Source organism: Bacillus sp. 7884-1 (assembly GCF_002272245.1).
Taxonomy (GTDB): Bacteria; Bacillota; Bacilli; order Bacillales; family Cytobacillaceae; genus Neobacillus.
Genome location: NZ_NPDD01000224.1, coordinates 25876 through 37910, shown reverse-complemented (window position 1 = coordinate 37910; position 12035 = coordinate 25876). Strand labels below are relative to the sequence as shown.

Here is a 12035-nt window from a genome sequence, read left to right as displayed (position 1 = left end):
AAAAATGAGTAATGTTTCTTTAGTTCAGGAAGTGATTTCACTGTTTCATATTTGTTTAAGAATTTGCCTTTCCATTTATTCGCTGATAGCTGACCGTTTTGCCTCATTTCTTCAACGATATACCAGTGTGCATCTTTTTCTTTTTGTTTGCCAAGAAAGAAATTGAATACAAATCTTGAGCAGCCAATGGTTTTGTTAATCAGTTCAATTTGTTTTTTGTTTGGGTAGATGCGGAATTTGAGAGCCTTGTTTACTAGCATATATTTCACCTCACCTAACAGGAACATTTGTTCTTATTATAAAATAGGGAGGAAAGTTTTGGCTATCGCCAACCGACATTCATCCCCTCCCTACTCATTGGGCTTCGCCCTTCCATTCCTTGAGGAAGGGGTATTCTGTCGGAAAGATGATAAAATAGCACGCCGTTGTGGCGTGCTATTCTTTTAATCCTTGAAGTTTTTGGATAACCGTATCAATGCCTTTTCCGATTGAAATCATCGCATCTTCAAAACCCTTTTTCCATACTGGGGCCTGTTCTTGAATCTTTTCACCGAGCTTTTGGGCATTTTGATTTAATTCTTTTTTGATTTTTTCTGCCTGCTCTTTTATCTCTTCTCTTGTCTGTGTTTTACCAGCTAATTGGTCATTAATCGAAACGACATCAAACGTTTCACTTTGTATATGAGGGATGGATGATTTCATGATTTCTTTGAAAATCGGGACAACATTTCCAGAACCGCTGCTTGGCAGATAATGCTGTCGATCGGTTTGGTCATATCCTATCCATATCGCTGCGACTAAATTAGGTGTGTAACCAACCATCCATTGATCTTTCGTCCCGTTTATATCATTAAAGGGAAGCTGAGTGGAACCTGTTTTTCCAGCTATCTGAACATCAGGAATACGTGCGTTTTTGCCAGTTCCAGATTCTACAACATTAAGAAGCATGGCTGTCATCTTATCAGCATTCTCCTTTGAAGTTACCTTTGTGGTTTCCGGTTCCCGTTCCGCAATGATATTTCCGGTAGGACCTACTATTTTGGTAATAAGATGGCTGTCTTGTCGCTTACCGCCATTTGGAAATGCAGAGAATGCATTTGCTAATTGAAGCGGAGATACTCCTTTGTTCATTCCCCCTAATGCAATCGCAAGGTGTTTATCCTCTTTTTCGACTGGCAATCCAAAGGCTTTAAGCTTGTCTAATCCTTTCTCGAGACCAATTTCATTTAAGAGCCAGACGGCTGGGACATTTAACGAGTCTTCCAAAGCCTTATACATCTGAACCTTCCCCTGATAGGTTTTTGAGAAATTTTCTGGATTGTATTCTCCAAAAGAAGTAGGCTCATCAACAAGCTCGGAGTTGAATGTATAGCCATCTTCAAGAGCTGGTGTATATACCGCGAGCGGCTTAATCGTTGAACCTGGCTGAGCCGTTAATTGGGTAGCGCGGTTAAATCCTCTAAATACATGCTCACCACGGCCGCCAACAAGAGCGAATACACCTCCTGAAGAGGGGTCCATTAGAACAGAACCGGTTTCAACAATGCGATCTTTAGAACTTTTCGGGAAAAGGGATTTATTATTGTTTACCTTTTCGAGTCCTGCCTGCAGGTTTTGGTCTAATTCGGTATATATCCGGTAACCTCTGGTTAAAATTTCTTCCTGCGTTAATCCGTATTTATTGATTGCTTCGTTTAAGACCGCATCCACATAATAAGGATATTTACGCTCAACAAAACTTCCGCTGCCGCTATTAATCTCGATCTTTTCTTCTTTAGCCGCTGTGTATTGTTCCTTCGTAATCATCTCAAGCTCATTCATCTTGCTAAGAACGACATTTCTGCGTTTTATTGCAACATCATAGTTTTTTGTTGGATCAAGGTAATTTGGTGACTGCAATACCCCTGCAAGCAAGGCAGCCTCACTAATGGTAACTTCGGTAATCGGTTTATTAAAATATCTTTTTGATGCATTACTGATTCCCCATGCACCGCTCCCAAAATAAACTTGATTTAAGTACATTTGTAAGATTTCATCTTTTTTATAGACTTTCTCAATCTTAACCGCCAAAAATAACTCTTCTGCTTTTCGTTTATAGGTTTGTTCAGGTGAAAGTAATGCATTTTTCGCTAATTGCTGTGTTAGCGTACTGCCTCCGCCAGTAATCTCTCCCGCAAATAGATTGTTGAAAAAAGCCCTCATTATTCCCTTAAGATCAAATCCATTATGTTCATAAAAGCGCTCATCTTCAATGGCAACCACTGCACCAGGAACATATTTAGGGAGCTCATCAATCTCAACCCCTCCAGTCCGATTGGTCGCTACATTTGTTGCCACACTTTCATTACGATCATAAATGACAGTCGGTTGACTGAGACCTTCCTTTAATGTCTGAACATTAGCTCTTGTTGCAAGCCAGCCGAAATAAACAATGGTTACGAGGATGACAATCAGAATAACTAATAATAATAGCTGTGTAATATGTTTCTTTTTCCAGAAACGGACAATCATTTCCCAATAGGGGCGTAATTTCTCCATTATGGCTCCTTTCCTTCAAAAGGGATTTTGCTTTATTCATTATAAATTTAATATCAGAAAAACACCAATCATTGCCTTTTTTGGAGAATGATAAAAATATTTAAATAATCTGTAGGGGTTTGATGAGGAGACTACGTCTATTAAGGTGAAGTAGGGAAACAGGAGGAAATTATGATTACAATCAAAAACTTGAGTCATGAATTTACTGTGGGAAAAAAAGGAAGACAAACCGTCATTCCAGTACTTAGAGATATTTCTATTGAAGTTGAAAAAGGGGAAATCGTAACCATAGTTGGCAGGAGCGGTTCTGGTAAATCAACTCTATTAAATCTTGTAAGTGGTTTTATTCACCCGAACGAAGGTGAAATTTGGATCAATGGTGAGAAGGTTTCAGAATTGAATGAGACCAAATTTGCAGATTTTAGAATCAGGAACCTCGGTTTTATTTTTCAAAGCTTTCAATTGATTCCGAGTATGACAGCTTTTCAGAATGTGGAACTTCCACTTATTTTAAAAGGAGTCAGTGAAGATAAAAGAAAAAAACAGACGGAGGAAATGCTGGTTAAAGTTGGTTTGTTAGATTACCAGGAACATTACCCAGGAGAATTATCAGGGGGACAGCAGCAGAGGGTAAGTATTGCTCGTGCTTTAATTGTTAATCCTCCTATTATTCTAGCAGATGAACCCACTGGCAGTCTTGATAGTGAAACAGAGGATGATTTATTGAAGTTTATCAAGCAGTTGAATGCAGATTTAGGGATTACCTTTCTAATCATTACCCATGATGAAAAGGTAGCTGAAATCGGTAATCGAACTATTGAATTAGCTGATGGACGAATGAAAGAGGAGGTACTTGTATGAAACTGAGAGACCAATTCCGTTTCGTTCGTCAAAATATGAAGAAAAATAGAACAAGAGTTTACATGACCATACTTGCTACAGCCATGGGCTGTGCATTCTTAATTGTTCTCGTATCTGTGGGATTTGGATTACAAAAATCAGTTGTCAATGAAATACTAGAAGGTGGGATTGTTACTCAGTTAGATGTATATGGACAAGAAACAACTGATGATCATGGTTATCGTCAGTTAGAAGAGAAAGATATTCAAGCCTTTGAAAAGCTAAAGGATGTTATAGCCGTAACAACGCGAAAAATTCTGCAGCAGGAAGGGTTCTATTCAATTGGAAATTATCAGTTGAGTACACAAACCGTGGTTACTAATTTTCCGTCAGAAATAAAAGCTGGTTTTGAATTGTCAGAAGGCCGTCTGGCAAAAGGAAGGGATGAAGTAGTGGTTGGCTATCATTTCCCGCTCAATCTTGCTATAAAAGGGGAAACGAAAAAGGAATGGTTTGATGAAAAAGGGCAATTGAAAGAAGAGTTTCGTTTTAATGGGAAACTTATTGGAGAAAAAATTAATCTTACTGTTCAAAAAGTCGAGGACGGTAAACCTTTAGATAAGACCATACCCGTTACCGTTGTGGGAATATCCAAAAAACCAACGAAGGAATGGCAAGAGGATCGAAGTGTTTATATTTCAGAGGATATCCTGAAGGAGATTGAGGCATTTACGGGAACTCCAAAAGGGATTGTCCTGGATTCAAATAGTCAGGTGGAGTTAACTGAACTCGAAGCTGACAAAAATACTTTTGATGATGTGAAAATTCACGCAAAAAATATGGAAGCAGTTCAAGGTATAGCGGATAAGTTAAAAGAAGAGAAATACGCAACTTATTCAGTAGTAAATGAATTGAAGCAAGTTAATTTGATGTTTGCCATCGCAAAAGTTGGACTTATTTTTATAGGGACGATTGCGATTCTAATTGCTTCAATCGGGATTTACAATACAATGACGATGGCCGTAACAGATCGTGCACCCGATATCGGTATTATGAAAGCAATCGGAGCAACTCCTCGGACCATTAAACGAATTTTCCTGCTTGAGAGTAGTTATATTGGGCTGATTGGGGCATTAATCGGTACCGTTGTTTCCTATGGGATAAGTTATGCAGTTAACTTTGTCATTCCTTTAATCATAAAGCAGGCCTTTGGTGAGGAAACCCCTCCTGATCTTGTTTTTAGCGATATTCCTCTAAGTCTGCCAATTATCTGTGTGGTCATCTGTTATGGTGTTACGATCCTTTCAGGTCTTCGTCCAGCACAAAGAGCAACGAAAGTGGATGTTTTAAAAGCAATGAGAAGAGAAATATAAATATAGATTCTGTGATATTGGCGGACAACCATTTTCTGTCCAAGCATATGTTAGTAGAAAGAACTTCTTTTAGCATAGGAAGGGGATGGGAAAATGATCAACTGGAAGGTCCGCTTTAAAAACAGGAGCTGGGTTATGGCCTTTATTGCTCAGTTAATGATTGTGGCGCAAATGCTTTTGGGAGGATTAAATGCATTAGGGATTACTGATTTTCAACTTTCAGATGCCATTCAGCAATCCATTTTAACGTTTGTTAATGCATTATTTATTTTACTTTCGATGATTGGGCTAATTCAGGACCCAACGACAAAAGGTATGAGCGACAGCGAACGAGCAAAAACCTACAAAGAACCTCATTAATATAGAAACATAAAGCGGCTTACTTCCATCTATTAGGGAAGCTAAGCAGTTTTTTTGTTGAATATTGTAAATAAAAGGGGATTGAAATTTCTGAATTGTCTAAAGGATAGACGGTATAATAAAGATGAGGGTATTGGACAATTAAAAGAGTATTAACCTGAGGAGGGGGTTCTTGTTATGTGGTATTGGATTGGTATGTCAGCACTTATATACTTCCTATTTATTATCCTTGAGGAGTCAATTTATCTACTTTGGAATCGTTATGTTTACGGTCCAAAACAAAGAAAAGCCAGGCTTTGGAATAATAGAATCACATTGGGAATTGCCTTTTTAATCCGGTTACATTTAAAAGATATACGACAAAAACATACACGTAAAGTTAGTTCCCATTAAGTGGAATTACCTTGTACAAAAAAATTGCCTTTTCCGAAAGAAAAGGCAATTTTTTTATGCAATTTCTACTAAATGAGTTTTGTTTTGCGAGGTATCTTGTAACACCGGTAAGGTAATGTTAACCGTGGTCCCGCAGCCAAGCTCACTGTCAAAATTAATATGACCATTATGGGATTGGACAATTTTATAGCTGACCGTCAGGCCTAAGCCTGTCCCTTTTTCCTTTGAGGAATAGAAAGGTTCTCCGATTTTTTGTAGACGTTCCTTAGAAATACCGCATCCATCGTCTTTCACTGTAATAGCTATTTTATCCGGTTCAATTTTATCAAGACTAACTGAGATTTTACTGTCATTATTGGAGGCTTCAATCGAATTTTTGATTAAATTAATAAATAATTGCTTTAGCTGATTAGGCTCACATTCAAGTATAATATCCTCTTTAGGGAACTTAGACTCAATTTGTACATTGTAAAGGGATGCTTCAGCGGCTAATAACGAAATAACATCATTTAATATCCTTTGTATAGCCAATTTTGAATATTTTAAGTGCTGTGGTTTTGCTAATAACAAAAGTTCACTAACGATGTGGTTGATTCGATTTAATTCATCTAACATAATTTGGTAATAATCTTGATGCTTATCATCTTCCATTTGCAATAACTGTACAAACCCCTTTAAGGAGGTGAGTGGATTTCTAATTTCGTGTGCGACACTAGCAGATAACTCACCGACGACAGATAATTTTTCTGTTCGATTCAACCGCTCTTCTGTTTGTCTTAGTGTCGTAATATCACGTCCAATAATGACTAATCCTTCTCTCGTTCCATCCTCATGAAACAGCGGAACTTTAATCGTATCAAAAATTTTCTCTGTTCCATCGGGACGGGGCACCACCTCTTCACAGCGTGTGATAATACCCTTATTCCACGTTTCCTCATCAGATACCTCACAGTATCTCAGCGCATCACTGTAGAAATCTGTGTATTCTGCTAATTCTGAGTCTTTTTTTCCAAAATAATCGACATCTTCAAGCTGAAATAATTTCAGTCCAAAGTCATTGGCTTTAATCCAGCGACCTTCACCATCTTTGAAGTTTACGAAATCTACCATTGAGTTGATGAGGGTAGATAATCGTTTTTCTTGTTCTTTCGTAGAATCAAGTTCCTCTTTTTTAAGGATGAAAAAATAAAAAATCCCACCAGTTACAAGAATATAGAATATTTCTTTCCCTCGTTCAAAATAATTAACAAAGGGCGAAGAGATATAATGAGTCAGTACATAATTACTTGCGTAGATCCAAATCAAACTGGTAATTAGGTACAGGAATACTAATTTTGTTTTATTCATGTATTTCTCCTAGCCTCTCTTGGAAGGAAAACTTTCCTAGATTTTTACAAATATAAAGAGTCACATATACTATATTACTAAAGTTTGATGGTTTTTGGAATATCAGAAAACTGGAAATCAACATTACTACAATAAAAAGGTTACAAATTGGTAACAACTTCTCTAAAAAGTGGTCAATTGGAGCCTAGGGGTGCCAGGCAGGGCTTAAAGATAATAACACAAATAGATCATTCGATTGAAGATATTTCTGCTGATTATAATCGCTTAAAACAGGTGTTGATTAACCTGCTCGATAATGCCTTAAAGTTCACTCCAAGCGTAGGTTTAATAACTGTTCATCTATTAAAGGATCAAAAAGAGGCAGTAATTACCATTAACGATACTGGTGTTGGTATTTCCGAATCAGACCTCAAACATGTAAGAGATAAATTTTATAAAGGGAAATCACAAGCAAGTGGAAGTGGGTTGGGACTTGCCATTGTTGATGAAATCATACAGGCACATCATGGTCGTTTTTCTTTAACTAGTAAAGAGAACAGCGGAACAACGGCGGAAATTCGGTTGTCCTTGTGATGAAATTGTTATTGTGGAGTGATGGTATGAGAGGGAAGCATATAAAAGTCGCTGTGATTTTTGCAATAAGCATTTTATTGCTTAGCGGCTGCAATTTATTTCCTGCTCCGGAGAGTTTAATAAAGGCACCGAAACAAGTGAAAGCAGTGAATCCAGCACAAGACTTGGTATCCATCGCTAAAAGAAATTTACCAAAGGGTTCAAAACTTTCAGTCCCCGATGGTCCTGTTGGCGTTGATTCTGTTATCAACGTTGATCTTGATGGAGATGAAAACGAAGAAGCTCTCGTATTGTACAGTTCTATGGTTAGTGAAAATCAAGTGGGAGCATTCGCACTGGAAAAGGGTGCAAATGGCTGGAGTAAAATATTTATTACCAAAGGTGCTGGGACAGAGATTGATTGGGCCTATGCAGCAGATATTATGGGTGATGGACGAAAGGAAATTTTACTTGGCTGGCAGACTGAAGGGTCTGCTGAAAATGTTCTTGAAATCTATTATTGGAAGAAGGATAAACTGACAAAATTAAAGGAAATAACGTATAACGAATTAGAAGCGATTGAAATTGAAGAGGAGGAAAAGACGAGGTTGGCGATTTTGAAACGTGACATGGCAGACGCTTATAAAGTCGATTTGTTAACGTGGAAAGGTGACTCTGTTGTAGCGGATATGAACTATTATCCTTCCTATTTTCAAGAAGTTATTGCGTATTATCAACGAAGAATTTCAGAGGTGCCGGATGCAACTTATAATTGGTATTATTTAGCAGATGCACATGTAAAAGCCGGTCTTCCTGAACAGGCTATTCACGCTATTGATAAGGGATTGAGTTTAAATTCCGTAGTACCGACAAAAGGCTACTTCCAGCAATTAAGAATCCAAGCGGAAAAAATGCTTCCAAAGGAAAGATTTTCAAGTGTTATCTCCAGGAAGGATACCAGTAAATATAGGAGCATAGAGGAAGAACTAATCATTCAAAAGGTAAAGAAAGCAGCAAGTCAATATTGGTTTGTATGAGTGGTGGCGAATACTCAGAGGGAAAAATTGAAACGGTAACCGTTAATAATAATGAATATCGGTATCTTGGTAAGGATTTGGATACCCATGCCAAATTAGTGAACTATCTATCTAGTTCCTTTACATCAAGTGCAATAGATTCATTTATGCAAAAGAAAACAATCTTTGAGTTTTTTGGTAAGCTGATCCAGCCTAACGCAGATGGAGGATCACTCTTAAATTATGAACGTGCAGAAGTTTGTCCAGAAGAATGATAAGGGAAATGAAATAGAAATTGATCTTAAAGTCCCTGTTGGGGATACAAATTCCTTTGAATTTGTACATATTAGCTTCCAGAAGACCGAAAATGGTTGGCGGATATTCTCGGAACCGGGGACATTTTAAAAGTAAGCAGCAAGGTTACTATCCTAACTAGCTGTTTTTCTCCTAGGTTTTATCAAATTTCTAAAAGAGAAAATAGTAAATATAAATAAAAAACTTGTTTTATCTGAAAGTTCAGAATAAAATTAGAATAACATACCAACCGGTAGGTATGTATCCGGTTCTGCCTGCATAATATTATTTACGTGTTTTATGACTAAATTCTGCTATTAAGGATGGAGTGAAAGGTATGTATTTACGTCTGACAGATGAACAAAAAATGGTCCAAAAGACAATTAGAAGATTCGTAGAAAAAGAATTGATTCCACTAGAAAATGAGGTATTGCGAAATGAAAGGGAAGGGAAACCAAGCCTTTCAAAAGAAGTACTAAAGGAGCTTCAATTAAAAGCAAAGGAAGCAGGTTTCTGGGGTATTAATACACCAGAAGAGTATGGTGGAGCTGATTTAGGGCAAATGATGATGGCGATTGTATTAATGGAGGTATCCAAAACGTTTGTTCCATTTAGCTTTGGCGGTTCTGCAGATAACATCCTTTATTATGGGAACGAAGATCAAAAGAAAAAATACCTGCTTCCTACCATTAATGGCGTGAAAAAGTCATGCTTTGCCATGACAGAGCCTGGTGCTGGTTCTGATACGAGAAACATCAAGATGACAGCTGTAAAAGATGGCAGTGACTGGGTGTTAAATGGGGAGAAGACGTTTATTACAGGTGGGAATGAAGCGGATTTTGTTATGGCGATTGCGATTACAGATAAAGAATTGCACCAATCTACTCAAGGGCGAGAAGGTGTTACCTGCTTTATTGTTGACAGGGATATGGGCTGGAAGTCAGAGTATATACATACGATGGGTGAATGGGGTCCAGCTGGCCTAGTATTCGAAAATGTTCGAGTTCCGAAAGAGAATATTCTTGGTGAGTTACACAAGGGCTATAATCTTGGGTTAGAATGGATTGGTTTTGCTAGATGGGTTGTCGGCGCTAGAGCGGTAGGTGCAGCAGAGCGACTATTACAGATGGCGATTGACTATTCAAAAGAGAGGATTACCTTTGGAAAACCGATTGCAGAAAGACAAGCGATTCAGTGGCAAATTGCTGACTCAGCTGTAGAAATTGAAGCAGCTAAATGGTTGGTTTTAAATGCAGCCTTCACCCTTGATAACGGTGAAGATAATCGCCATTTAGCTTCAATGGCAAAGCTTTATGGTGCGAATATGGGGAACAAAGTGGTAGACCGTGTCCTTCAAATCCATGGAGGAATGGGCTATACAAGAGAACTGCCAATCGAGCGCTGGTACCGTGAAGCAAGACTTTGGAGAATTTACGATGGAACCGATGAAATTCAACGAATGATAATTGCACGAAATTTAATTAAGGGACATGTAAAGGTTGGTCAGTACGTATAATACTATTTGTAAGCGTTATCTACTAAATTGCTAGAATTCAAGATTGTCAAAATGAAAAGTTTGGGAGGAAATAAAATGGCAGGTAGATTTACTGGAAGAGTAGCGTTTGTAACAGGAGGAAGCAGGGGGATTGGGAAGGGGATTGTAGAACGTTTTGCCGAGGAAGGAGCGAAGGTAGCTTTTATTGATTTAAACGAAGAAGCATTAGTAGAAACAACTAATGAATTAAGAGAAAAGGGTTATGAAGTTTTTTCAAAAGTAGCAAACGTAGTCGATGCCGAGCAAGTGGAAAGTGCCTTTAAAGAGGCGTATGAGGCACTTGGCTCGATTGATATTCTAGTCAATAATGCAGGCGTTATCCGTGATAATCTTTTATTTAAAATGACAGACTCTGACTGGCAAATGGTCATGGATGTTCACTTAAAAGGATCCTTTAATGCTGCACGTGCTGCTCAAAAGTATATGGTTGAAAATAAATATGGACGCATTATTAATATTTCTTCAACTTCTGCTCTTGGCAATCGAGGTCAGGCCAATTATGCTGCCGCCAAAGCAGGGTTACAGGGTTTCACAAAAACACTTGCGATTGAGCTGGGAAGATATGGTATTACTGCAAACTCTGTTGCACCAGGGTTTATTGAAACGGAAATGACGAAGGAAACAGCTGCTAGGATCGGAGTTCCATTTGAACAATTAATCCAAGCTAGTGTAGCCAATATTCCTGTTGGAAGAAGTGGAAGGCCAGAAGATATTGCGAATGCTGTGGCATTCTTTGCCGATGAAAAATCTTCTTTTGTTAATGGTCAGGTTATTTATGTGGCTGGCGGACCGAAAAATTAATAACTAAAGTGAGGCGAGGATAAATTGTTTAGTGATCAAGTCGGGAAATGTTCCACTAGAGTCAAAAATGTTGTGGAAAGAGGAGCCGTGAAGAAATTTGCGGAAGCAATTGGAGACCTTCACCCCATTTATTTTGATGAAGAAACAGGGAGAAATTCAAGATTTCAAAACAATATTGCTCCGCCAACCTTTCCGAGGACGTTTGACTATGGAGTGATTGAGGGATTAAATCTGCCTAATAAAGGATTAATCCACGGGGAACAGACTTTTCATTACGAACGTCCTTTAATGGTTGGTGAAGAGATTCTATGTTACTCCGAAGTAAAAAAATACTTTGAGAAAAAAGGGAATTTTGGCGAAATGGGTTTTCTTGTCCTTGAAAGCTTTGGTAAGGATTTAGCAGGTAACACGATTTTCAGTTCAACCTCGACCGTTGTAATTTCTGAAGCAGTGAGGAAGGTGCTAACAAAATGAGTACTATTACACAGTTACGAGTTGGTGAATCAGTAAAAGAAATTCAGTTAGAGCCTGTCTCAAGAATCGATTTAATTAAATATGCGGGTGCCTCTGGAGACTTTAATCCGATTCATACCATTGATGAGGAAGCCAAAAAGGCTGGATTACCAGGGATAATCGCGCATGGTATGTGGACGATGGGTAATCTTGCAAAACTTTTTACTCCGTATTTTGGAGAAGGCTTCGTCAAGGATTATTCCATCCGCTTTAAAGGAATGGTATTTTTAAATGATGTAATTACACTGAAAGCTACCTTGAAAGAGATAAATGAACCTAATCATCGTTTCCAAGTTCTGGCTGTAAATCAAAATGGGAATGAAGTATTAAAAGGTGAGGTTTTGTTTACCCAATATTAAATATTAATAACCCGGCCAATAGATTGATTCATGCTTGAGGCAGGGTTTATTACTATTTATTGTAAATAATGGAGGAGAGGCTGTTCAAATTGTT

Annotated in this window: 14 protein-coding genes; 11 read left to right on the top strand and 3 right to left on the bottom strand. The window is 38.1% G+C overall.

Annotated elements, in window-relative coordinates:
* Together CHI06_RS24865 and CHI06_RS24860 are read right to left on the bottom strand one after the other, a co-directional pair.
* On the bottom strand, positions 1-260 hold a 260-nt coding region (locus tag CHI06_RS24865), incomplete at its 3' end, for a helix-turn-helix domain-containing protein (protein ID WP_179292774.1).
* A 175-nt stretch (positions 261-435) separates the two neighbouring features.
* Entirely contained in the window at positions 436-2538 is a 2103-nt protein-coding gene (locus tag CHI06_RS24860; protein WP_095251273.1) for a PBP1A family penicillin-binding protein, read from the bottom strand.
* Between the two features lie 171 nt (positions 2539-2709).
* Between CHI06_RS24860 and CHI06_RS24855 the strand changes: the two genes are divergently transcribed.
* From CHI06_RS24855 to CHI06_RS24840, 4 genes are all read left to right on the top strand, one after another.
* Complete coding sequence (locus tag CHI06_RS24855; RefSeq protein ID WP_095251272.1) at positions 2710-3399, top strand: ABC transporter ATP-binding protein; 690 nt, start codon at positions 2710-2712, stop codon at positions 3397-3399.
* Positions 3396-4751 (top strand): ABC transporter permease, encoded by a 1356-nt coding sequence (locus CHI06_RS24850; RefSeq protein ID WP_095251270.1) that lies wholly within the window; start codon positions 3396-3398, stop codon positions 4749-4751. The genes CHI06_RS24855 and CHI06_RS24850 overlap by 4 nt, the downstream gene beginning before the upstream one ends.
* A gap of 93 nt (positions 4752-4844) precedes the next feature.
* The gene (locus CHI06_RS24845; RefSeq protein WP_095251269.1) at positions 4845-5111 is read left to right on the top strand and encodes a phage holin; all 267 of its coding nucleotides are present in this window, start codon (positions 4845-4847) and stop codon (positions 5109-5111) included.
* Positions 5112-5288: 177 nt separating this feature from the next.
* Entirely contained in the window at positions 5289-5504 is a 216-nt protein-coding gene (locus CHI06_RS24840) for a hypothetical protein (protein ID WP_095251268.1), read from the top strand.
* A gap of 54 nt (positions 5505-5558) precedes the next feature.
* Here CHI06_RS24840 and CHI06_RS24835 read toward each other — a convergent pair whose 3' ends face one another.
* Positions 5559-6851 (bottom strand): ATP-binding protein, encoded by a 1293-nt coding sequence (locus CHI06_RS24835; RefSeq protein ID WP_095251266.1) that lies wholly within the window; start codon positions 6849-6851, stop codon positions 5559-5561.
* A gap of 147 nt (positions 6852-6998) precedes the next feature.
* Here CHI06_RS24835 and CHI06_RS24830 point away from each other — a divergent pair, with 147 nt between their 5' ends.
* From CHI06_RS24830 to CHI06_RS24800, 7 genes are all read left to right on the top strand, one after another.
* Positions 6999-7424: a sensor histidine kinase gene (locus CHI06_RS24830; RefSeq protein ID WP_095251264.1), complete on the top strand. Its 426-nt coding sequence runs from the start codon at positions 6999-7001 to the stop codon at positions 7422-7424.
* A gap of 26 nt (positions 7425-7450) precedes the next feature.
* The gene (locus CHI06_RS24825; RefSeq protein ID WP_095251263.1) at positions 7451-8440 is read left to right on the top strand and encodes a hypothetical protein; all 990 of its coding nucleotides are present in this window, start codon (positions 7451-7453) and stop codon (positions 8438-8440) included.
* On the top strand, positions 8437-8694 hold the full coding sequence (locus CHI06_RS24820) for a DL-endopeptidase inhibitor IseA family protein (protein WP_095251261.1): 258 nt from the start codon (positions 8437-8439) through the stop codon (positions 8692-8694). Before CHI06_RS24825 ends, CHI06_RS24820 begins: the two co-directional genes overlap by 4 nt.
* 356 nt (positions 8695-9050) lie before the next feature.
* Entirely contained in the window at positions 9051-10229 is a 1179-nt protein-coding gene (locus tag CHI06_RS24815; RefSeq protein ID WP_095251259.1) for an acyl-CoA dehydrogenase family protein, read from the top strand.
* 75 nt (positions 10230-10304) lie between these two features.
* The gene (gene fabG, locus CHI06_RS24810; RefSeq protein WP_095251258.1) at positions 10305-11069 is read left to right on the top strand and encodes a 3-oxoacyl-ACP reductase FabG; all 765 of its coding nucleotides are present in this window, start codon (positions 10305-10307) and stop codon (positions 11067-11069) included.
* Between the two features lie 24 nt (positions 11070-11093).
* Complete coding sequence (locus CHI06_RS24805; RefSeq protein WP_095251256.1) at positions 11094-11543, top strand: MaoC family dehydratase N-terminal domain-containing protein; 450 nt, start codon at positions 11094-11096, stop codon at positions 11541-11543.
* Complete coding sequence (locus CHI06_RS24800) at positions 11540-11941, top strand: MaoC/PaaZ C-terminal domain-containing protein (RefSeq protein WP_095251254.1); 402 nt, start codon at positions 11540-11542, stop codon at positions 11939-11941. Before CHI06_RS24805 ends, CHI06_RS24800 begins: the two co-directional genes overlap by 4 nt.
* Positions 11942-12035 lie beyond the last annotated feature (94 nt).